The sequence below is a fragment of the Bdellovibrio sp. HCB117 genome (assembly GCF_047305915.1).
Taxonomy (GTDB): Bacteria; Bdellovibrionota; Bdellovibrionia; order Bdellovibrionales; family Bdellovibrionaceae; genus Bdellovibrio; species Bdellovibrio bacteriovorus_B.
This window is the reverse complement of record NZ_CP178622.1, coordinates 3,200,695-3,224,070: the sequence shown is the minus strand read 5'-3', so window position 1 is coordinate 3,224,070 and position 23,376 is coordinate 3,200,695. Positions and strand designations below refer to the sequence as shown.

The 23,376-nt window shown below is 44.4% G+C and carries 19 protein-coding genes; 14 read left to right on the top strand and 5 right to left on the bottom strand.

Annotated features, from left to right (window positions below; genetic code table 11):
• The first annotated feature begins 15 nt into the window (after positions 1–15).
• The gene (locus tag ACLWBD_RS15220) at positions 16–6,069 is read left to right on the top strand and encodes an FG-GAP-like repeat-containing protein (protein ID WP_413568823.1); all 6,054 of its coding nucleotides are present in this window, start codon (positions 16–18) and stop codon (positions 6,067–6,069) included.
• 3 nt (positions 6,070–6,072) lie between these two features.
• Positions 6,073–6,762: a hypothetical protein gene (locus ACLWBD_RS15215; protein WP_373998293.1), complete on the top strand. Its 690-nt coding sequence runs from the start codon at positions 6,073–6,075 to the stop codon at positions 6,760–6,762.
• A gap of 42 nt (positions 6,763–6,804) precedes the next feature.
• On the opposite strand, the gene ACLWBD_RS15210 is transcribed toward ACLWBD_RS15215, so the two are convergent.
• The 5 genes from ACLWBD_RS15210 to ACLWBD_RS15190 all read right to left on the bottom strand — a co-directional run bounded on the left by ACLWBD_RS15210 (position 6,805) and on the right by ACLWBD_RS15190 (position 10,066).
• Positions 6,805–7,197 (bottom strand): hypothetical protein, encoded by a 393-nt coding sequence (locus tag ACLWBD_RS15210; protein WP_063242224.1) that lies wholly within the window; start codon positions 7,195–7,197, stop codon positions 6,805–6,807.
• A gap of 85 nt (positions 7,198–7,282) precedes the next feature.
• On the bottom strand, positions 7,283–8,098 hold the full coding sequence (locus ACLWBD_RS15205; protein WP_373998291.1) for an MlaD family protein: 816 nt from the start codon (positions 8,096–8,098) through the stop codon (positions 7,283–7,285).
• Positions 8,098–8,847: an ABC transporter ATP-binding protein gene (locus ACLWBD_RS15200; RefSeq protein WP_413568822.1), complete on the bottom strand. Its 750-nt coding sequence runs from the start codon at positions 8,845–8,847 to the stop codon at positions 8,098–8,100. The genes ACLWBD_RS15205 and ACLWBD_RS15200 overlap by 1 nt, the downstream gene beginning before the upstream one ends.
• Positions 8,844–9,629, bottom strand: a complete 786-nt coding sequence (locus ACLWBD_RS15195) for an MlaE family ABC transporter permease (RefSeq protein ID WP_063242221.1) — start codon at positions 9,627–9,629, stop codon at positions 8,844–8,846. Before ACLWBD_RS15195 ends, ACLWBD_RS15200 begins: the two co-directional genes overlap by 4 nt.
• The gene (locus ACLWBD_RS15190; RefSeq protein WP_413568820.1) at positions 9,629–10,066 is read right to left on the bottom strand and encodes a hypothetical protein; all 438 of its coding nucleotides are present in this window, start codon (positions 10,064–10,066) and stop codon (positions 9,629–9,631) included. The genes ACLWBD_RS15195 and ACLWBD_RS15190 overlap by 1 nt, the downstream gene beginning before the upstream one ends.
• Positions 10,067–10,322: 256 nt before the next feature.
• On the opposite strand from ACLWBD_RS15190, the gene ACLWBD_RS15185 reads away from it, so the two are divergent.
• The 12 genes from ACLWBD_RS15185 to ACLWBD_RS15130 all read left to right on the top strand — a co-directional run bounded on the left by ACLWBD_RS15185 (position 10,323) and on the right by ACLWBD_RS15130 (position 23,354).
• Positions 10,323–13,109 carry a tetratricopeptide repeat protein gene (locus tag ACLWBD_RS15185; protein ID WP_413568819.1) on the top strand — a complete coding sequence of 929 codons (2,787 nt, stop codon included), beginning with the start codon at positions 10,323–10,325 and terminating at the stop codon, positions 13,107–13,109.
• A gap of 9 nt (positions 13,110–13,118) precedes the next feature.
• Complete coding sequence (locus ACLWBD_RS15180; RefSeq protein WP_063205193.1) at positions 13,119–13,961, top strand: sigma 54-interacting transcriptional regulator; 843 nt, start codon at positions 13,119–13,121, stop codon at positions 13,959–13,961.
• The gene (flgB, locus tag ACLWBD_RS15175) at positions 13,958–14,371 is read left to right on the top strand and encodes a flagellar basal body rod protein FlgB (RefSeq protein WP_063205192.1); all 414 of its coding nucleotides are present in this window, start codon (positions 13,958–13,960) and stop codon (positions 14,369–14,371) included. Before ACLWBD_RS15180 ends, flgB begins: the two co-directional genes overlap by 4 nt.
• A 35-nt stretch (positions 14,372–14,406) precedes the next feature.
• Positions 14,407–14,850 carry a flagellar basal body rod protein FlgC gene (flgC, locus tag ACLWBD_RS15170; protein WP_063205191.1) on the top strand — a complete coding sequence of 148 codons (444 nt, stop codon included), beginning with the start codon at positions 14,407–14,409 and terminating at the stop codon, positions 14,848–14,850.
• A 99-nt stretch (positions 14,851–14,949) separates the two neighbouring features.
• A complete protein-coding gene (gene fliE, locus ACLWBD_RS15165) occupies positions 14,950–15,285 on the top strand; it encodes a flagellar hook-basal body complex protein FliE (RefSeq protein ID WP_413568818.1) in 336 nt (111 codons plus the stop codon).
• Positions 15,286–15,328: 43 nt separating this feature from the next.
• Positions 15,329–16,978, top strand: coding sequence for a flagellar basal-body MS-ring/collar protein FliF (gene fliF / locus ACLWBD_RS15160; protein WP_063242217.1), 1,650 nt, complete (start codon positions 15,329–15,331; stop codon positions 16,976–16,978).
• Positions 16,978–18,012, top strand: coding sequence for a flagellar motor switch protein FliG (gene fliG, locus ACLWBD_RS15155; protein ID WP_063205188.1), 1,035 nt, complete (start codon positions 16,978–16,980; stop codon positions 18,010–18,012). The genes fliF and fliG overlap by 1 nt, the downstream gene beginning before the upstream one ends.
• The gene (locus ACLWBD_RS15150; RefSeq protein ID WP_081112126.1) at positions 17,999–18,829 is read left to right on the top strand and encodes a FliH/SctL family protein; all 831 of its coding nucleotides are present in this window, start codon (positions 17,999–18,001) and stop codon (positions 18,827–18,829) included. Before fliG ends, ACLWBD_RS15150 begins: the two co-directional genes overlap by 14 nt.
• On the top strand, positions 18,829–20,157 hold the full coding sequence (locus tag ACLWBD_RS15145) for a FliI/YscN family ATPase (protein WP_413568817.1): 1,329 nt from the start codon (positions 18,829–18,831) through the stop codon (positions 20,155–20,157). Before ACLWBD_RS15150 ends, ACLWBD_RS15145 begins: the two co-directional genes overlap by 1 nt.
• A 50-nt stretch (positions 20,158–20,207) precedes the next feature.
• A complete protein-coding gene (gene fliJ, locus ACLWBD_RS15140; protein WP_413568816.1) occupies positions 20,208–20,657 on the top strand; it encodes a flagellar export protein FliJ in 450 nt (149 codons plus the stop codon).
• Positions 20,658–20,660: 3 nt separating this feature from the next.
• On the top strand, positions 20,661–21,470 hold the full coding sequence (locus ACLWBD_RS15135; RefSeq protein ID WP_063205185.1) for a MotE family protein: 810 nt from the start codon (positions 20,661–20,663) through the stop codon (positions 21,468–21,470).
• 30 nt (positions 21,471–21,500) lie between these two features.
• The gene (locus tag ACLWBD_RS15130; RefSeq protein WP_413568814.1) at positions 21,501–23,354 is read left to right on the top strand and encodes a flagellar hook-length control protein FliK; all 1,854 of its coding nucleotides are present in this window, start codon (positions 21,501–21,503) and stop codon (positions 23,352–23,354) included.
• Positions 23,355–23,376: the final 22 nt, after the last annotated feature.

Here is a 23,376-nt window from a genome sequence, read left to right as displayed (position 1 = left end):
AAAACAAAATCTGTCATGAATAAAAATAAAAAAGAGGCTTTCGTGTTTAAAAAAAGTCTTGTAGCGACAATTTTATCTCTTGTATTCCTCGTTAGTGATGACGTCAGTGCATTCGATTCTATCTTTTTGAAAGGATCTTATGGGACTAATCCGGTAGGCTCGGCAACGTATAATATTCCCCTTGAAGTTCCCCCAGCAGTTAAGGGGCTTACTCCTAAACCAATACTAAGTTATTCAAGCTCAGGTCAGAATGGCCTTTTTGGTATGGGTTGGAGTTTTTCTACTCTTTCCGCGATCACGAGATGCTCCACTAGTCGCAATGGTTATGTAAGTGCAGTAGAACTTTCGGTTTTTGACAGCTTTTGTTTGGACGGTGTTCTTCTGGTGCACATCAATGGAGTCATAAATACCGCCGCTGAATATAAGACAGAGATCGACAATTTCCAGAGGATTTATTCCTTCGGATCAAGTACTAATAGCTATTTCGTGGTCTACACGAAAAATGGCTTGAAACTAACCTATGGCAATACGGCTGACTCCAAAATAAAAGCCCAGAATAATCCCACTGTAGTTACGTGGGCTTTGGATTCAGTAACCGACATCAATGGAAACTTCTACAAAATTGTATATCAGAATGATCAGGTGAACGGACAGTATTATCCGTTAGAGATCAACTACACCGGTAATATCAATAAAGGAATCTCTCCGCAAAATTCGATAAAGTTCTTTTATGAAATGCGACCAGATGTCTCCCCTGTATATAGAGCCAATGTTAAGTTATTTCCATTTCTGCGGGTGAAGAGTATCAAAACATATGTTAATACTAACGAAGTATTAAACTACCACTTTTCTTATAGTCAAAGTTCACAAACCGGAAGATCTTTACTTAGAAGCTTATCTGTAACGAGTGCCGATGGAACTAAATCATTAATGCCAACGACCTTTGAATGGGGCGGTATTGATGAAACCTACTCCGATGGCGTCGATCTGCCCGTGAATATAATTGGTCCTGGCCTGAGTGTAAACGCAAACTACATTGACGGCGTGGAAGCTGGAAATTCAGGTTCAGGAATTTATGCCAACGGCGGCACAGAATGGCTATCAGGAGATTTTAACGGAGACGGAGTTTCTGACTTCATTCAAGTGTATAATGGTGCTGGATCCGTTCCTCTTTGCACGGGTAGCTATAGTAACCGAGACTTCAGTTGTACCAACTTCAGGTTGCCCATCAAACTTTCGGGTAACGGAAGTTTCATTACCGGTGACTTTGATGGAGATGGACTTACTGACTTCGCGCAAATAAACGAAAGGGGGTCATTCAAAATTACTTGCTACTCAGAGGGTGACGGAAAATTCACGTGCGACAAAAGGTATATGAGGGCTCTGGTCCCAATAAGTGGTGTCAACATAAACCTCCAACAAAATGGAATGCCTGTAATTCACAAACAGTATCTTGCGGGTGATTTTAACGGTGATGGCAGGGCTGATATTTTTGCATTCTCGTTAGATAGCGGAAGTCCTCTTCTCTGTATGTCTAAAGGAAGATCCGTCGAGGATTTTTGTGTTGATACGCCAATGCCTAACGACTTTATACCGATTAATATGGTGGCAGCAGATTTCGATGGAGACGGGCGCCTAGATATTGCTTACGCACCAGTAAATCCTAGTTATTCTGGAACCCCAGAAAGTACGGAGTTACCAACGTTATCAAATGCAATACAGGTCTGCTACTCAAACGGGAATACTGGATTTACTTGCCAGTTAAAAACTGTGCGAAGTACAAATACATCTGACTGTGCACAAATTTGCTATGGTTCGTTCTTTTCTGGTGATTTCAATGGCGACGGCGTCGGCGATCTAGCGCAGTTCACAAGTGAAGGAAAAATATCGATCTATCCTTCGATTGGAAGGAATATCCAACCAGCGGAAACAGCGTCGTCAAATCTCTTTATTAATGTTGGATCATGGAAAGATCTCGCATTTATGGTTGCCGACCTGAATGGGGACAGCAAAGCAGATGTTATTACAAAAAATGGAAGTCAAACGGAAGTTTGCTATTCAAAAGGTGATGGTGATTTTAACTGTGCCCTTGGGCCCTCAATATCTCAATCAAAGATTGTTTTCGGCAACTTTTCTGGCGACTCTACGACGTCAATTGTCGGTGCTGAAGTTACTAGTAACTATTTAAATTTGTACCTTAATCCAAGTGATATTCCGGACGTCATAACGAGGTTTACGAACGGGATAGGTGAGAAAACAGATATCGATTATCAACCTCTAACTAATGACTCTATATATATTAAAGGCACAAATTCGATCTATCCTCTTCGAGATATCCAAACTCCAATGTGGGTCGTCGCAAAAGAACTCTTGGATGACGGGATTGGTGGAAAAAGAATAAAAAAGTATAAATATTACGGTTCAAAGTTAGATGTTTCTGGCAGGGGATTGCTTGGATTTTCTAAAATTGAACAAATCGATGAAGCAGCAAAAAACTTTGTCGAATCTATTTACTATCAGAACTACCCATACACAGGACAACTCGCACAGCTATCTCGTTACGTGTTTAATGACGATAAAAATAAATTTACTAAAGCTGTCCAAAGTATTTATAAATACGATTCTCAGCTTACGGGCGGTTCCGGTGTCTTCGCAACATTTTCCGTTTCCCTGCTTAGCCAACAGGATATTTCATATGACTATCGTACCGGAGCTTTATTATCCAACAGCCACGTAACAAGTCGGTACGATGTCTATGGAAATAAAGTCTTAGAGGTCACCAAGAATGCTGATGGAAATCTAGTGGAGAAACGTCATTTGATCAAAAATTTCACTGGTGATCCTAATGGAAATCAGTCGTTGTGGTATCTTGGGAGGATTGAACAGACCGTACAGAAAAATACTAACGCAGAGGGAGCATCGATTACTCGAGTCTCTACTTACGCATACGATTCCAAACACCGGTTGATAAATGAGACATTAGAGCCGAATAACATCAATTCATTTCTAAAGAATGATTTTGCCTACGATGATTTTGGTAATGTTATTCTCAAAGAAATCTACGGATCTAATCTTCCGAAGAGAAGTGAGATAATTAGCTATGATAGTCAAGGATACTACCAAATTTCTAAGCAAAATTCTTATGGTCATAGTACATATTTCGAATATGACCCTAAATATGGGCAGTTAACAAAAATAACTGATCCAAATAACTTAAAGACATTTTTTGAGTATGATTTGCTCGGAAGATTGGTAAGCGAGAAGCGTTCGGACGGCACTAAAATTCATTACAGCTTGAATGTTTGTACGTCACTAGAGTGTGGAACACACCAACGATTCTTTAGTGAATCTAGTAAAGAAGGTGGGACCACTCAATTAGTGTATTTCGATGCTTTGAACAGGCAGGTAGCAACTCAAACTGGCGGATTCAATGGTAAATGGATATATCAATATAAAGTCTTCGACAAGGTCGGCAACCTACAAGCGATTTCAAAGAAATCCGAAGGTATTCCTAAATACTATACGAAATTCACTTATGACCCTTTGAAAAGAGTTTTAACACAGGCAAATCCCGATGGCTCTGTGGTTAGCTATCGTTATGAAGGAAGATCTACTACCACTACTAATGAAAAAGGAAATATCAGAGTTGAGATTAAAAGTGCAATAAATCTGCTCGAATCTGTAGTTGACCACACGGGAAAGGCTATCAGCTATAAGTATGATCCCTTTGGTAACTTAATCAGTATCGTCAACTCGAAGGGACAGGTAACTTCTTTTACGTATAATAGTTTGGGCCATAAAATTTCGAAAACAGATTCAGATTCTGGCACGTGGCTGTATGAAGTAAATGCCTTAGGAGAATTGCTCTCTTCAACTGACGCAAAAGGAAATTTAATCTCCTATGTTTACGACAACATCGGTAGAGTGTTGAGTCAATCGACTGCAGAAGGATTAAGTAATTGGGTATACGATACCTCAACAAATGGTATCGGAAAGCTTGCGACTGCCAGTAGAGATAGCGGACATAGTAAAACTTATAGTTATGATAGCTTTGGTCGTATTTCAAGTGTTCAAACATCAATGGATTCTCAATACGTTTTTACAACTAGTTACGACAATTTTGGAAGAATTAGCAAAGTTATTTATCCTATGGGATTTGCTATTAGATATTCATATGGAATAAATGGATATCTATCTGAGATAAAAAATGATGCCGACAATTCTTTAATTTGGAAGTTAAACGATGTAAATGCAGATGGTAAATTCGTTAATGAGATTTTCGGCAATAGTGTTAGCACGATTAAAACATATGATCCACTAACCGGTTTTCTATCTCGTATTAATTCTAAAACGACAGATGGCGTGGAGATACAAGATTCACAGTTGGAATACGACTCTGTCGGTAATCTCATTGAACGTTCTGAGCTTATCAATCATAGTACCGGAGACTATCTAACGGAGAATTTTGAGTATGATTCTCTTAACCGAGTACTTTCCGTGTCGGGTAGCAATCCTAAAGTATTTTCCTATGATGAGCTCGGCAATATTACTTCTAAATCAGATGTCGGAGTTTTTTCGTATGGCAACGGAACTTCAGGCAATCCTATTCACGGAGTAACAGCGATCGCGGGCTCGAATCCTAGGACATTTAGTTATGATGCGAATGGAAACATGACCAGTGGTAATGGTCGAACGATTACGTGGACTTCTTTCAACAAGCCATCAAGAATTGCAAACTCTCAAAATACGGTCGACTTTTTTTATGATGCCAATTTGGAGAGATTCAAAGAGGTTTCATCTTCTTGTAGGGATATTTGGGGCAACAACGTTACGAATTGCATCAAATATATGATAGATCCTGCTCCAGGTGAAGGGATGCATTTCGAAAAAGAGACGAATGGTTCAGTCACATCTTATAGAAACTATATATATGCGGGTCAGGGAAATATTATTGGCGTGTATTCGACTTCTAGCCTTAATAATAGCAGTTTGAGTTATTTCCATAAAGATCATTTAGGTAGTTTAAGTCTTGTTACGAACCAATCGGCTTCCGTTACCGAACGTCTATCATACGATATTTTTGGTAAAAGAAGATATGTGAGCGGGTCAGATGATCCGGACAATTTATTAAGGAGCATTGTAACTCATCAAGGATTTACCTTGCAGGAGCATTTGGATGAAGGAGGACTGGGTCTTATTCACATGAATGGGCGAATTTTCGATCCACAGATCGGTCGATTTTTTTCTCCCGATCCCTATGTATCTGACCCACGAAGTCTTCAGGCTTATAATCGCTTTTCATACGTTAACAATAATCCGCTGAATATGACTGACCCAAGTGGCTTCTTTTCGCTCGGAAGTGCCCTGGGCATCGGACATATACCTATTGTTGATGACGTTTTGGAAGGCGCTAGTGATTTTATCGATCATACCGCCGAAAACATTAAGAGCGCTTATGGGGATGCATCTGAGTTTATAAACAGTAATCCTTGGATTGCGGACGCAGTCTATGCCGCTGCCGTCGTCGCTCTCATAGTCGTTAGTGGTGGCACCTTCTTAGGGGCGGCGCTAGCGGTGGCAAGCGTTGCGGGAGGGGCGGCGGTCTCGGCAGCAGCTTTAGCAGCTTTCAAAGGTGGCGACTTTTGGGAGAATTTTAGTAATAGTTTTCATGCTAATTTTCGTGTAGGCCTAATATTTCTTGGAGGGAGCGCAATAGCAGCAGGAGCTTTAGGAGGTGGGATCTCGGCTGCTGGTGGAAATGGATTAAATGGTTATATAGTTTCGAACAAGGGCTTCGGTCCAGAATGGATGCAGGGTGCAATGACTATGGGGCCCGCTACTAATTATAACGGAGTTACTTTGGCTACTAAAACCGGTAGTACGACATTTGGTGCTCACGAATTCGGACATACTCTGCAGTTCATAGGTCTTTCCGCGGTCAATGGTGCAGTGAAGGCGAATACAGACGGTGTTTGGGCTAGCTACATTGGGCTAGGCATAACTGGGGCTGTTTCCCCTAATAACTTCTGGGAGCGAAATGCAACTGAAGCTGGTGCATTATCGAAGTGATTGATGAAAAAGATATTGTTTAGTTTACTGGCGGTAGTAATGCTGGGGTGTGCAGCTCCGGGAGTAATTTCTAATCGCCACAAATCATACTTTAAGGAAACGGTAGGAACATACACTTGTAGAGTTTGGGTGTCGAGATTAGTAGAAACGTCTACAAACGAACGCCCATCTATAGTGGTAAACGATATTGACAGTTTCACAGACAGATACCATCAAGAGAAGGCAAATATACTTAGTGTTATTGAAAACTCTAAGGCGTGCACTAAAGTCGAACTCAAAAGTTTTGAGGATAAATTTGAAGTTCAAAACACTGCTGAACTTACAAAAAGAATTAAGTTAATGATCGAGAAAGCTCAGGATGAGGATCATACAAGAAATTTGGTTTTTTTAGTGATACAAAAATATCCGCGCCATTCGCCATTCGCTTTACTAGGCACTGCTTATTTTAGTGTTCATTTTCTTACATTTGGCCTTCTCCCATTCTGGTCACCAGCAACAGTAGATATTCTCATGCTTTCCAACATCAAAAATGAGGAGATTGACGTTAAACATCTTCATTCTGAGTCCACAGTGTGGTTGTGGACTCCGTTGTATTTTTCTCAAAATTCCATATCCGCGAAAAGCATTTTTCATACTCAATACGATCTTTTGGTACAGGACGCCGTCGGAACCAGCTTGTATGATTCTAACTGAAAGCCCTTGCATTTCTGCAAGGGCTTTCGTGCGGGGTCGAATTTAGTGAGAAGCGTGGTGAGTGGCACCACCGCCGTGGCGTCTTGTTTGCCAGCCCTTCTTCGCTGCACGCACGCGAGATGCGTGGGATTGAGTCGATTTTGACGAAGAAGATTTTGAGGAGGATCTTGAAGACGCTGATTTTGAAGATGCGGATTTAGAGGAAGAAGATGATTTTGATTTTGCAGCGGCTTTTCCGCCTCTTTTACCGCCCAGTTTAGATGGCTCGGTGTTAGAAACTTTTTTACCGGCGCCGCCAGTTTCTTTATTCACCGTGGCCCAACCGATTTGGGCGGCCCGCTTTGCTGAGTAGCCGCGCTTTTTTGCGCTTTCTTCAATGTGTTCTGCTTGGCGTTTTTGTTTGCTCGTGTATTTTTCTTTTGAACCTCGTGGCATGATGGCCCTCCTTGTTTTCACCCTCATGCTAACGACGATTTAAAATTTTTCACACATTGAAAGCTTAGATTCTTAACACTGGAGCTTAGTCCTTCGCCTCTTTTTCGATGGAAGTGCGAAGCAAAGATTTCACGCGACTCTGTTGAGTCGACCCGCCAAGCATCGCTTTGAGTTGGTTGTGCACGCTAGGATCGTTGATCAGAGCTCCTAATGTGCCTTGGCCTTTATCAATTTTCGTCAAGATAGAGTCCAGCTTTTCCACGGAGCGAGTCAGCTTATCACCGGTGCCGCCTTCATTCATATTGGTGAGGACGCGATGAGCTTCTTTGCTCATCTGGCTCATGTTAGAGCTGGCCGTTTCTAGGTTTCCCATAATACGCACCAAACGATTGTCAGCATTCAGGCTGGCCGTCAGCTTATAGAGCTCATTGATCGTATCAAAGATTCGATTTGTTTCGTTACCGCGTTCGGAAATAATGCCAATCAAATCAGTGGGTTTGGCGATGTCTAAAACATCCCCCTCTTTAACGACCGGACTTGAAGGATCGCCAGGAATAATAAAGACGAACTTATCCCCCAAGGCGCCTTGGGTGCGCACTTCCACTTGAGAACCTTGACGAACGCGACCGATGTATTCTTCATTAATGCGCATCTGCACATTAAGGGCGTTCTTCTCTGACAAGAAAGTAATTTTCTCGACGTTACCCACAGGAACACCGGATAAAGAAACCACGCTGCCTTCGGAAAGACCTTGGACTTGATCAAAGTGCGCATGCACGCGGATGTAGCTTGTGAAAAGAGCGCGATCGGCACCAAGCAGAAAGATGGATCCCAAAATAAAGATGATCCCGATAGAAAGAAAGATTCCGACTTTCAATTGGGTGCTTGTTTGTGATTCCATTAGGCACTTTCTCCGTTAATGAACTGGCTCATGGCTCCGCTGTCTGGAGCCTCTTTCAATTTTTCGATCGTATATTGTTCGCCGATTTTACCATGCTGTAAAAGTGCGACCTTGTCACAAACGGCATACACCGTTGGCATATCGTGAGTGACGAGAATTGAAGTCACACCTTTGGCTTTCAAAGCCAGAATAGACTCTTGAATGCGTTTTGTATTGTAAGGATCTAGGCCTGCCGTAGGTTCGTCGTACAAAACGACTTCAGGATGCATCATCATGGCGCGAGCTAAACCCACGCGCTTCTGCATCCCGCCTGAAATATTGCCGGGCAACAAGTATTCAGACCCCGCTAGGCCAAACTCCGCAAGCTGCTCGCGAATTTTTTCCGCGATCTCTTTTTCATTTAAATTAAAATGTTCACGCAGCGGGTAGGCGAGATTTTCATATACTGACATCGAGTCAAAAAGAGCTCCGCCTTGAAACGCATATGCCACTTTTTTGCGAATCTCATTGAGTTCGCGCTCTCTCATGCGGGCGATGTCGACGCCATCAATCAGGATTTGTCCTTGATCGGGCTTTTCAAGGCCTACCAAACTGCGCAGTAGCACGCTCTTTCCTGTACCTGAACCACCAATAAGTCCTAGACACTCACCTTTACGCACGTAAAAGCTCACACCGCTGTGAATCTTTTTAGCACCGAACGACTTGTGAAAGTTAACGACTTCTATAAAGCCTTTTTTGGATTCGCTCATAGTTTCTCCACAATCCAGAAAAGTTTTGAAAGAAAGAAGTCGCCGACCAAAATCAAAATTGAAGATACGACGACAGCTTTCGTTGTCGCGATACCTACTTCTTTGGTACCTTCTTTGACGTTCAGCCCGAAGTAGCAAGAGGGAATTGCAATAAATAAAGCAAAAAAGAAAGTCTTCCCGAAACCGGAAAGATAATCCTGCATGCTAGAAGTCGTAATCACCTTAAGGAGATAGAAATTAGGATCAAGATTCAGTTCTGTGGCGCCGACCAAAAGACCACCGGCATTCCCCACGATGTTGGCAATCGACACCAAGATAGGAAGTACGATCAAACACGCAAGCACTCGCGGAATTACGATTTTCTTAATCGGAGATGTTCCTAACGCGCGAATCGCATCGATTTGCTGAGTGACGACCATACTTCCGATTTCACTGGCAATACCCGCACCAACACGAGCGGCGAGCATAAGACTTGTAAAAACGGGACCGATTTCGCGCAAGATGGTGACTGCTAAAAGTTTGGGAACGTAAAGCTTTCCACCGAATTTCTCTAGGCCCAAACCAAATTGCAGGGACATCACCATGCCGATACTGACAGCCGTCACCAGAATCAAAGGCATGGAACGAATACCAATTTGATAGATTTGCTCAATCAAGAGCTTCCAATAAAATCGGCCTTTGAAGATTTGCTTAAACACATCTGCAGACAATAGGCCGACACCACCGACGAAGCGGAGGATCTCAAGCATAAAGGCTGTCAGAGGAGTGTTAATTGAATTCATTAAGGAGCCTTGAAGTTCTGTTTGAAGTTTTCAAAAGTGTTGAGTTCGTTTTGAAAATTCTTTTCCACGCCTCCGTAAGTCAGCGTGTAGTTGCAACCATTCTTTTTAAACACCAAAAGAGAAAGCTGTACGGAAACGCCGTCGACAAATCCTTGTGCTAAAGTTTGTCGAGCCGCGCGACCGTTGAAAGACGTGTCTTCGGATTTTAGAACTTTTAAAGAGTTCAGAGCGCTCAAAGAATCGCTTTCCAGTTGTTGCAACGTAGGTTCATTCTTGCCACCACACTCGGAAAGATAAGAAATCGTATTCCCGGTTTTGCCGCTGATCCAGGCTTTGTCTGAGCTGTCAGACTTAATTTCATTAAAGGGAGAGGAAGGAGCCGAAAAGCTGACATCCTTTGCAGACGTGACTTTCCCGCCGGGTAATTGAACCGACACACAACTTCCAAGAAGCAAAAACATGATGCAGACAAAGACGTGGTTTCTCATAGCACCTATCTATCGGAATACTTAAGGTAAATATTCAGTCCTGACCTTGGCAAACAGGACCTAAGTCCACTGTCATCCATTTGTCAGGCCTGACAGAAAATCTATGAAACTTTTTGCCCATCTGGAACATATTTGCCAATAGACCAAAGAAATGCTGGCACCGTATGTGCAACAGCACAAGGAAGGGAAAAGGTGGGTTCAAGGAGTGAACACTTTGCGATTTTTCGTTGCGGCAGGATGCCTCATCTTAAGTCTAGCGTCAGCACAGGCTCAAACAGTCAGTGGCTTGATTAATTATCAGGGCGATACCGTTCATTTTGAACTCTCAGGTCAGCAAAACTGGGATTACGACGTGAAACGTTTGGAAGTAAAGAACCAAACTATTATCGAAATGACAGTGCCAGCGATGGATGATGCGACCATCAAAGCTCTTTCTTCATTTAAAAGTGATTTTGTAACGGGTGTTGCTGTTGATCGTAAAGGTCCAGATGGTAAACACGTGATCTCTTTCACATTGTCTGGCGATGACATCGACACTTTTGATTACCTGACAGACCAACCCTCTAGACTGATTATGGATTTCTATGTAAATCCAAACAGCAAGCCTAAAAAAGAAATCAAAGCCGTTGCCAAAAAATCCGAAACAGCACCCGCAGAAGAGAGTGCTAAGCCTGCAAAATCGGTGGCAAAAGCTAAAACTGATAAGAAAAGAAAACCCGCTACGGCAGATGTCTTGAATATCGCAAATCAAGGTACCGCAGTGGCGATGAGCTCAGATCCCGTGAAGTCAGGAATCTTTGATGGCGGCGATCCTAATTATGAGCGCTTTTCTATCAAAGACTACGAGATCAAAGAAGAAGCTTTGATCCGTGCTAAAGACAATTACTACATTCCGTTCCCGATGTTGGAAACTCCGGTGAGTTACTGGGAGAAGATGAAAGTCACTCCCACGATTTACGAAATCTCTGCAAAATCTTCCGATGAAAACAAACAAGCGCGTTTGCTTTTAACTCTTTTTGAAAAGCAAAGATATGCGGTTTATTTGAAAACTCAGAATTGGTTTAAAGATAAATATCCAAAATCTGAGTACAACGAAATCATTGATTATATGACGGCCGATGTACACCTGGCTTTATGGCAGGACTCTGGCAACAGTCAAAATTACGACGAAGCTGTTCAACGTTATAAAGAAGCGATTGAAAAATATCCGCGTTCTCCGTTGGCCGAAAGAACGTCTTTGAAAATTGGCTATTTGGCTTTGGAAAGAGGCGACTTCCTTGGAGCGCTTCGTCTTTTCAATGAGCATATTGGTAATAAAAACTTCCCGGATAAAAATGCATTGTCGAAAGACTTAGCTCGCTTGGGCACTGCATTGGCTTATATGAAGCTCAATCGCTACAATGAAGCCGTCGCTCAGTTTGATGATATAGAGAAAAACTCTACGAATCGGGATCTGAAAGTGGAAGCCGCTTTCCGTCGTGGTGATGTGTGGGTGCGCGGTAAAAATTACTCTAAAGCTGTTGAAGAATATCAACGTGCGCTTAAGAAATACCCAGAAGGTCAAAACTCTTATCCGAATGCCTACTACAACCAGGCTGAATCTTTGTTCTGGATGAATAAGTACAATCAAAGCTTGGATACTTACCTTGAATTTATTAAAAAATTCCCAAGTAATGCCAATGCCCCTTACGCGATGACTCGTATGGGAGAATTGTTGGATATCTTTGGTGCCGATAAATCCCGCGTGATGGGTGCTTATCTAGAAACTTATTTCCGCTATGGTGAAAGCCCAAGTGCCGTGATTTCTCGTTTGCGTTTACTGAGCGGTCGCATGAAAGGTATGAAACCGAAAGAAGTGAACAATGCCGTTGGTGAGATCATGTCACTGGCGAAAAAGGTGGATTTGCCTAATATGGAACAGTTCGCAACTGTGATGGTGGCGGATGGTTACACGCAACGTAACGAATTCCAAAAGTCTATTGATCTTCTTTCTAAGTATTACAAAGAGCATCCGACTTCTGTGGATGTTCCTTTGATCACGAACAGAATTATTTCGAATATCAACGCGAAGCTTGAATCCGAAGTGAACCGTGGGAACTTCATCGAGGCTTTGAAAACTCACAGTCAATATGCCGACACTTGGCTAAAGAACTCGAAGCGTCTAGACACTCGTTACAATGTGGGTCGGGCATTTGAAATGGGCGGAGCTCCGGTTGAAGCGGAAAAATATTATAAAGATGTTTTAAACCGTGTGTATGCCATTCGTGGAACTCCGGAAGCTAAAGAAGTTCAGGTAAAAGAAGAAATTCCAACAGAAGACGAATTGAACCTTCGTTTGGCGGCCGTGTTCACTCAAGAAGGAAAATCGAATCTTGGCTATGAGTACCTAAAAAACATCAAAACTCCGGAGAAACTTTCCGAAGCAGCGCAAATTGAAAGAGTGAACATTGCCGTTCGTCTTCTTGAAAAGCGCGGTGACAATGAATCAGCGATTCGCTACTTAGGCGAACTTCTTCGCACATGGAAAGGCCAACCGGAACTAGTGGCTGAACCTTATTTGAAATTGGCAGAACTTCAGCAGAAACAAAACCGCCCTACCGAAGCATTGCAAGCTTTGGAAGTGGTGGATCAATTGCAAAAAGATTCTGGCAGGGTTTCGACTGTCGTGCATGCAAAAGCTCTCGAAAATATTGGCGACCTTTACCTCAATAAAGGCGACGAAGCCAAAGCCACCGAAGCTTACGGAAAGCTTTTGGAAAAGTACGAAGAAAGCCGTCCTCTTTCTTCGATTCGTTACAAACTTGGACAAATTTATTTCAAACGCGGTGAAGTGCAAAAAGCCGCCGAAGTTTGGAATGAATTTAAAGGTGAAAAAAGTGGCTTTTGGAAAAACTTAGCGCAAGAGCAGCTGAAGAATTCCGAATGGCGCGACGGTTACAAGAAATATATCCAAAGAATTCCAGCGATGTCTGAGAACGAGCAAGGGCAATAGGGAGATTTGATGTCGTACTTTGATTTTGATGCGATACACATCGAAGACAGAAGAATGCACGAAGTAAAGCAGCTAAGTTTGCAGTTGGCAGCAACGCAAGCAAGCCTGCTGATTCTTGGTGAAGCCGGTGTGGGAAAAACCAGTTTAGCTCGCTATATTTATGCTAAAAGCCGTTCGGCCCGTTTGTACACTTTGGACTGTAAGAATGCCGGCGGTTTTGATTTTTCAAAGGTCGATGGTGGCACTCTTTTGATTGAGGATTTGGATTGTGCAAATCCTGCTTTGCAAAATGAATTGATGAGGCTTGTGGAAAGAGCGGGCTCTTCTCGCCCACGTTTTATTTCTACTTCACGACGTGATCTTCGCTCCTTGGTTAAGCAAGAACAGTTCCGTCAGGATTTGTTCTATAAATTAGCAGTGGTTCATTTAGAAGTTCCTCGCCTTGAAGATCGTTTGGCTGATTTTCAGAATATTGTGACTTTTATTTTAGAAGTCGCGCAAATCATGCACGGGAAGTCTGGCTTGCGTTTGACGGCCGAAGCTTACGAGCGTTTGACGGCATGGAACTGGCCGGGAAACATCCGTGAACTTGAAAACGTTCTTGAAAGATCCGTCGTTCTTGCAAAATCTTCACTGATTGGCCCCGAATCTATTCAATTTGAGGCCATTGTTGAGGATATGGAGCTGGATTTTGCCCCTGGAATGTCCCTTTCTGAGGTGGAAAAGCGTCTTATCATACAGACCTTGGAGTTGACGGCGCAGAACCGTACTCGAGCCGCTCAGATGTTAGGGATTAGTATTAGAACATTGAGAAATAAATTAAACGAATACAAGGAGGCCGGTGTTTTATGAGTAACGGAATTTTTGATAAAACAACCAATGCCCTCGCCACATCGTTGGCGATGAGACAACTCCGCCACAACGTCACGGCTTCGAATATCGCGAATGCCGAGACTCCGGGCTATCACGCTAAGAAAATGGATTTCGAAGGCGCGTTGCAAAGAGCCCTGGATTTAGATGGCGCAAACTCCCTAAGCACAAGTGATTCACAGCACTTCGGCATCGGTGGGGTTTCTGTTTCAAAAACTAGACCTGATATCTATGAAGACCCTGAAGGTGCCGTGAATAACGATGGCAACACAGTGGACGTAGAAAAAGAAATGTCGGCGTTATCAGAAAATGCGGTTCTGTACAAAGCAGCTCTGCAACTGATCAATAAAAAAATGGCCGCTCTTAAATACGCGGCGAACGACGGCAGATAGAACTTAGGATTTGAGAGTTCTGAGAGGAGGCCAGGATGGCTGATTTTCTGACAGGGATGAGAGTAAGTAGCAGTGGTATGGCAGCGCAAAGAATGCGCATGAATACTATTGCGAGCAACATCGCGAATATCAATACGACTCAGACACCTGAAGGCGGTCCGTATCGCCGTAAGGATGTGGTTTTCGAGTCGATGCCCGACGCCAAAAATTTTGGTGAGATCATCACCTCGACCGATCCCAAAGGAAATTTCCAAAGGGTCCAGGTCACAGATATTATCTCGGATCGCAAAGCCCCATTGTTGAAATATGAACCAGATCATCCTGATGCAAATGCCGATGGATACGTCGCTTATCCCAATATCAACCTTATGGAAGAGATGACCAATATGATACAGGCCACTCGCTCCTATGAGGCGAATGTGACGGCTCTTCAAGCGTCAAAAGATATGGCGCTGAGTGCTTTAGAGATAGGTCGCTAAGACTGAAGGCCCAGGAGGAATTTTCCTAGACTGGGGCAAATTTTAAGGACTTTTTTAGTTTAGTTTTATACAATTTTTGTAAGAGGAGAAGGTGAAGCCATGGAGGGTTTTACTGTATCAAATGCAAACAGGTTTCTCGATACTGGTGTCATTCGTGACTCCAAGTCTTTAAGCATCGAGGGTCCTAAATCAACGCGTTCTACAGCAGATACTGGCAAGAGCTTCGCCGACACCCTGAAGGACGCTGTCAGCAGTGTGAACGAGATGCAAAAGTCTTCGGATAAGGCTATGCAAAACTTGGCCACCGGAAAAACAGACAACGTCGCAGAAGTCATGATCGCCGCTGAAAAAGCAGACATCGCCCTCAAAGTGATGGTGCAAGTACGTAACAAGATTATTGATGCGTACCAAGAAGTCATGAAAATGCAGGTTTGATTTAATTTATTTGGGATTTCGGTTTTAGGTCGGAGGGGTTACCTTGAACAAAATATTTGGCGGATTGGTTGTCCAGTTTAGAGAGTTCTTCAAGAATTTAGGGCCAACCAAAAGACTTTCAGTCATTGCGGTTACAGTCATAGCTGTTGTGGCTTTATTGACGATGCTTTTCATGGCATCCGGTAAAGACTATGTACCGCTTTTCACCAATATTCCGACAGAACAAGTTTCTACCATCGTTGCAAAACTGAATGAAAAGAACATCCCCTTCCAACTTCGTGACGAAGGTAAAACTGTTGCTATTCCGAAAGAGCTTCTTCATTCAACGCAAATGACGTTGATGTCTGAAATCGGCTCTCCAAAAATGGGTTCCATCGGTCTTGAAATTTTCGATAAGCAAGATTTTGGAATGAACTCTTACGCTCAGAAAATCAATTACCAAAGAGCCCTTCAAGGTGAATTGATGAGAGCGATCAACACTTTGACGGCCGTAAAACAGTCCAAAGTAATCTTGGCTTTGCCAAATAAAAAAACATTCCTTGAAGAAGGCGGCCAGGCATCAGCTTCGGTTGTGGTTGAACTTCATCAAGGTAAAGAACTTGCTCCCGAGCAAGTTCGTGGTATCCGCTACCTAGTTGCGAATGCCGTTGAAGGTATGGATGCTGATAAAGTCACCGTTCTTGATGAGCGTGGTAAAGTTCTGACTCGTCAGGAAAATGGCGCGACGACAGGTTCTAACGATCTTTTGGATCTAAAGGCAAAAATCGAAGGCGATCTTGAGAATCGTATCGAAGACATCCTTTCTAAAGTAGTAGGTCACGCTAAAGTCGTTGCGAAAGTGGATGCGACTTTGAATCACCGTGTGATCTCTTCGGTTGAAGAATTGGTTGATCCAGATAAAACGGCGATTCGTTCACAACAATCTGAGGAAGAATCTTTAGATGGTTCGCGTGTGAATCCAGCCGGCGTTCCGGGGTCTCGTTCGAATCTTCCAGGTGCGGAAGATCAAGGAACTGTAGGCTTTAAACAAGACGTTAAAAAAGAAATCAAAACGACGAACTATGAAGTTCCAAAAACAGTGCGTAACATTCGTGAAGCTGCCGGGAACTTAGAGCGCGTGAGTGTCGCGGTTGTGGTTGATGGTATTGCCGTTACAAAAACGAAAGAAGACGGTACAACAGAGACGACTTACCAACCTCGCAGTGCGGAAGATCTTAAAAAGTACGAAGACCTGGTTAAAAACGCGATCGGCTTCAATACGGCTCGCGGTGACAGTGTAAGAATTGAAAGCATGCAGTTCCAGCCGGAAGACTTCTCTGAAGCAGAGAAGATCTTAACAACATTGGAACGCAAGAAGTTGATCCATGCCTTGTTTAAATGGGCGTTGTTGGGATTCAGCTTGGCTCTCTTCTTCTTCATCGTGGTTCGTCCATTCATGCAGTGGATTACAGACAGCTTCCAAGACTCTGTGGAGGAAATGTTGCCTCGTACAATCGAAGAACTTGAAGAATTACAATCCGTGGATAACACGCTTCCTGGTATGTCGGCGGCTCTTCCTGTCCTGCAGGAATCGATCGATCCAGAAAAAGCGGAAAGCGAACTTCTCAAAGATCGTATCATGGCGACTATGTCACGAGACGAAGAGAAAGCAGCCAATGCCTTTGGTATGTGGCTTGTTAGGAAGGATGGCTAATGAAATTACATAAGGCCGATAATATCGAGTATGAACAGCTCAAAGGTTTTGATAAGGCCGCAATCCTTATCAACTATCTGGGTAAAGACGCTGTCAAAGTCCTTCTTCGTCGCATGGATGATGCTGACATTCGCAAACTTATCAATCAGATGAGTAAATTGCGTGTCGTTCCTGTTCACGTAACAAAGCGTGTGTTGGAAGAGTTCTATGAAATGATCTCTGAAACAGAAGATTACATCTTCTCTGAAAGCATCTCTGCCAAAGACACGATCGTGGATGCCTTGGGAGAGGAAAGAGCCCGTGGTATCCTGGGTGGTTTGAATATCACATCCGGTGGATCGCGCTCTTTGGAATCTCTTGAAATGGTCGATGCGAAATCTTTGGCGACGTTCTTAGTGAACGAACATCCTCAGACAGTCGCTGTGATCTTGGCGCACCTAGAGCCTGAGAAAAAAGGTGAGGTTCTAAAACGTCTTCCAGAAGCTCTTCAAGCCGAAGTGGTACTGCGTATGGCGAACTTGGAACACGTAGATCCGGAATTGATTTCTGAAATCGACAAAGTTTTGAAAAACCAATTGTCCAATACTGCAACGGTCGAACAAGCCGCTTTGGGTGGTGTTCAGCCGGTGGCGGAAATGCTCAACGTTATGGACAAGAATACCGAGACGGCGATCATGTCCCGCTTGGAAGAAAAAGATCCTCTTCTTGCCGAAGAGATCCGCAAGCTCATGTTCGTTTTCGACGACGTTGTCAAAATCGACGACCGTGGTATTCAAGCTCTTCTCAAAGAAGTGCCGAACGAAAAACTTCTTCTGGCACTCAAAACAGCCAGCGAAGAGATTCGTGGAAAAATCCTCAAGAATCTTTCTCAACGTGCGGCAGATATGTTGCGCGAAGATTTGTCGAACATGGGACCTTCTCGTTTGTCAGACGTCGAGTCTGCACAACAAGAGATCGTCAACGTGGCTCGCCGCTTAGAGGCGGAAGGAAAGATCTTGATCGCAAGAGGTGGTTCAGAAGATGCAATGGTCTAATTCCAAGCTTAGTTCGGGCTCCGGGAGCTCTAACGCCTCTCTTAATGCTAAGACGAAGTCAGTTCTTCCTAAGGAAGTGGCTGAAAAGACCGTGCTTGAGTTTGTACCCGTTCGTTTCGATCTGGGTACTCCCGAGCAGGCTTTAAACTATCTTGCCGAAAAGAAAAAGGGTTCTGACTTCCGAATGAACGATGCCGTCCGTATGCAAACGGGCATTGATGATGTCGAACAAGTCAGTGAAGAAGAAAAGGTCGAAGAAGCGGCTCTTGAAAAACTAAAAGAGATTCAAGAGGGCGCTTATGAAGAGGCTTATCGCCTAGGGTTGGAAGAAGGCCGCAAAGAGGCTTTTGAAAAAGTTTCTGCGGAAATCGCTTCCCGCATGGAAACCATGGATGTTCTTTTGAACGGCATCAAAGAAATGAAAACAGAGATGGCCGCTTTCAATGAGTCTCATTTGGTCAAGTTGGCTTTCCACATGGCGGCTCGTCTGGCGAAGACGGAGCTTCAGAATAATAATGAAGTGATGATCCAAATCCTCAAAGATGCCGTCAGTCTTTCTCAAGACGAAGAAAATATCACGGTGCGTGTTTCTCCGGGACAGTTCGAATTCCTCGAGGAGCTGAAAAAAGAATCGGGTCGCGAGTTGGAATTCGTAAAGAAAATCCGCTTTGAGCCAAGTTCTGAAGTCGCCGACGGCGGTTGTATTGTTGAAACCAACTATGGTGAAGTCGATGCGCGTATTGAACAGCGTATTGAACAACTGTGGACCGCTCTTTCTGAAAACATGCCGAAAGTTAAAGACAAGGTTGCTAGCTAATGAACGAACTTGAACTGAATCTGGAGAAGTACTCTGATGTCATCAGCTCCATCCACTTGACTCGCGATAGCGGTAAAGTGACCGAAGTAAATGGCATGCTGATTAAGGGTTATCTTCCAGGTGCCAGTGTCGGAAGTATCGTGCAAATCATCCCTTCAGGAATGGATAAGTCTTTCCTGGCAGAGGTTGTTGGCTTTAAAGACAAACATGTTCTGATGATGGCTCTCAATGACATGCGTGGCGTGGCTTTGGGTTCTAAGATCATCTTAGCTCGCCAGATTGCCACGGTCCGTGCGGGTGATGAGCTTTTAGGCCGTGTGGTGGATGGCTTGGGTCGTCCTTTGGATGACAAGGGTGAAGTTGAAAATTTCCGTGAAATTCCTCTTTACAGTGAAGTGCGAAATCCTTTGGATCGTCGCCCTATTCGCGAACCTATTGACTTGGGCATTCGTGCTATCAATGGCGCATTAACCGCGGGCCTGGGCCAGCGTGTCGCTATTATGGCAGGTTCTGGTGTGGGTAAGTCTGTCCTTTTGGGGATGATGGCCAGAAACACCAATGCCGACGTGAATGTGATCGCGATGATTGGTGAACGCGGACGTGAGGTTCGGGAGTTCATCGAACACGATTTGGGGCCGCAGGGAATGGCTCGATCTGTGGTTGTTTGTGTGACTAGTGATCAAAGCCCACTGCTTCGTATGCGTGGAGCTTATGTGGCAACAGCCTTGGCAGAGTATTTCTGTTCTCAGGGAAAAAATGTTCTTTTGATGATGGACTCCGTCACACGTTTTGCGATGGCTCAACGTGAAATCGGTCTTAGCACAGGAGAGCCGCCTTCACAAAAAGGTTATACACCGAGTGTGTTTGCTACTTTGCCAAAACTTTTAGAGCGTGCCGGTTCTTTTGAAGGAGAAGGCAGTATCACAGGTTTCTATACGACTCTCGTTGAAGGTGACGATATGAATGATCCTATTGGGGATTCAGTTCGTTCCATCGTCGACGGACATATTGTTCTAAGCCGTGCTTTGGCGCAAAAAGGTCACTTCCCGGCGATTGATGTTATGCAAAGTGCAAGTCGGGTGATGCGAGCGGTTTCTTCGCCGGAGCACGCGAAGCTCGCGCAAAAGCTCAGAGAAACTTTGGCGATCTATAAAGACGCCGAGGATTTGATCAACATTGGCGCTTACAAGCCAGGATCAAATCCAAAGATTGATAAAGCGGTGAAAGTGATCGATGCGGTGAACGACTTCTTAAAACAAAGAGTCGAAGACCCGACAAATTTCACCCAGACCGTCCGTCAAATGCAGCAAATCCTTATGAACGCTTAAGCGTGATGTACAAAGCCAGGGCCGGAGGCCCGAAGCTGGAGTAAGCAAACATGAAGTTTAAATTTCCACTCCAAAAAGTCTTAGAACATCGCAAGATTAAAGAGAACCTGGCCCAGAAGGACTTTCAGGAGGCCATGCTTCTTTTAAATAAAGAAAACGAGCTGTTGGAGCAAATGAACCAGCAAGTCACAGGAGCTCATGCTCAAGCTGGCGCGTTAGCTCATCAAGGTGGGGCCCAAGGTCCAGCTCTTTCGCAGATTCATGAATTCTTAAAAGGGCAGCAAATCCGCATCCAGCGCCAAAAGCAAAAAGTTCAAGAAATCGAAAAATTGGTCGAGGCCAAAAGAGAGATTTTGCGACAAGCCGCTCAGGAATATAAAATTATGGAGAAGATGCGTGAAAACAAGTTCGAGGAATATCGACTTGGCCGACTCGCACAAGACCAAAAAGACATGGATGAACAAAGCATCCTGCGCTTTAAAGCGGTGAAGGAATCCTAAAGAATGAAAAACGGATACGATCAATTTTTCCAAAATGCACGTAAAGTCGCCGATCAACAGCAAGGTGGAATGAAGTTCAATAAAAAACCTGCCGCGACAAAATTGCATTTGGATCTTGCATCGGAAGACGTTGAGCAACAACTGCGCCGCCGTATGAAAATGTCTCAACCAAAAAGGAAGAAAAAAGCCACGATTCCTTGGAAGATGGTGGGCGTTTCTTTTATGGGTTTGATGATGGCAATCTGGGGATTCCAAAATCACGAAGAAGTCGAAAGAATTATCAAGCGCGTGGAATTTCAAATGACCGGTCAGGCCTATGCTGAAGAAGCACCGAAAGCAGCGGCAGCTGCGCCTGTGGAAAAATCCGTGGAAAGCGCTCCAGCGGCGGCTTCTATGAGTAGCGTTGAAATTGATCACCTGCAAAAATTAAATGAAAGAAAAAAAGAACTTGATGCACGTGAAGAAGAACTCAACCGTATGGAGGGGGAACTTCAAGTACAGAAAGTGGAACTGGAAAAGCGTTTGAAAGATCTTGAAGAGATGCGCGCGAAAATTTCCGGCATCCTTGAAGAACGGGTCAAGGCTGACGACCAGAAGGTCGATACCTTGGTACAGATGTACACCAATATGAAAGCGCCACAAGCGGCCAAAGTCTTTGAGACAATGGACGAGGATTTGGCAATTGAAATACTTGGTCGTATGAAAAAGAAGAACGCTGCTGATATTATGAATTTGTTAAAGCCAGAGAAGGCTCAGGTTCTGTCTGAGATGTTCGCAGGCTATAAAAGACGTCCCGCAAGCGACGCAAAATAAATAAAACTTTTTCCAAGGAAGGAGGAAGGTTTGTTACAAAGTATCGTCGGACCCCCAATGGTGGGTGCGACCGATTTGAGGTCTCAACCGGAAAGAACGGTGGATAAAGACTTCAAAGGTTCCGGCTCCGAATCTTCATTCGGCAAGGCCCTCGAAGACAAGATGTCTGCAAAGAGCCCGAAAGAATCGAAGGAAGTGAAAGAGTCACCGCAGAAGGAAGCTCGGCAGAAAGAGGAAAAAGAACCTCAGCAAGCCAAGGCCGAAGCGAAGAAGGAACAACCGGTCGACAAAACCGAAGGGAAGATAGCCAAGAAGGCAGTTCGACAGCAGGCAATTCAAGAGTTCATGGACTCATTCGAGAGTGAATTCCAAATCCCTCCCACACGACTTGTGGAGGCGATGGCCCAGCTGGACGACAAGCAACTTACACAATCTCCCGAGGTAACAGCGGAAGCTGTGATTGATCAATTGGGTTTAAGTGAAGCAGACGCTGAAAAAGCGCAGGCCATGTATGCCGCTTTGCTTGTGCAACTCAGTCAGATGCCAACACAGCAACAACCCAAGCCGACACCAGAAATGGTGACGGGTGGCGCTGGTATGACTCAACAAAACATGCAAATGCGTGTGGCGACGGCTCAAGGCAAGCAAGATGCTTTGACCGCTTCCGTAGATCGCATGAATAAAAAGTTTTGGACGACCCCAGAGCAGCAAACTCCACCCACGGCAATGCCGTCCTTGGACGCGGCTTTAGCGCAAAATCTGAACATAGATGAAGAGTCTATGTCAGCGGCGTTAGACCAGGAAGTTCCAATGGAAGCGCCGCCGGTGATGGAAATGCCTGAAGCTCCGGCCAACGCAAAGCCATTGCCTGAATTGCCACCGCACTTAAAAGGCCAAATGAATGAGACGATGTCTCCGGCCTTGTTGGCGGCACTCGCGGCGAAACAAGCGGCGGCGAAAGCTCAAGGTGCTGAAGGGCAACCAGCAGCGGAACAAGCTCCTGAGTTGATGAATGAGTTCCAACAGGTAGCGCAAGCTCCTAAACTTGAAAAGCCTCAAGCATTGCTTGCCGGACAAGTTCCGCAGGCGAATGCCAAGATGGCCAATCAGGAATTCTTCCAAAACCAATCTCAGGGACAAATGATGCAACAGAATTCGCAGAATCTGGCGCAACAGGGAATGTCCTCTGAAAAAGAAAGTGCATTGACGAAACTGACGACGAAAAGTGCGGATTTCCAATCCAGCCTTTCCGGTCTTGAAGCGGTTCATGCTCAGCCTATCAAGGGCGAAGCTTTGGGTCTGCCTCAAGCAACACCTGTAGCCGCAGCTGTAGCGCCAACGCCCGTCAATCAAACTGAGAACGAAGCCGCAGTGAAGCAGCTCATGAATCAAGCCCAATATCTTATAAAAAAAGGTGGCGGGGAGATGAAAGTTCAAATGACTCCAGAAGGCATGGGAACCATTCATCTGAAAGTGATGCTTCAAGACGGTAAAGTGAACATGCAGATGTCAGCAGATACTCAAGAGGCTAAGAAGGCGATTGAGTCTAGTCTAGCTGAACTGAAAACCAGTCTTGCTGCTCACAAGCTCTCAATGGAAAATGTAAAGGTGGATGTTGTGAATTCAACGTCTGCGGATACAGCGATGCAAAACCAAACCAATAACAACGGCAACCAGCAGCGTGATCAAGCTCGCCAGTTCTGGAACCAGTTCAACGAAAACTTCGGTTCACAAGGACGTCGCGAAGGTTACTCTGAAATGCCAAACTTAAAAGGTTATGGAATGCGCAATCGCGATCCACTTCAACCGATCGAAACTTCCAGCACCGCTCGAAGTTCCCGCAAAGTTGAAGGCAAAGGCAGCGGATTAAATCTTGTAGCTTAAGGGCGCGAGCCCGCTGGGCGGC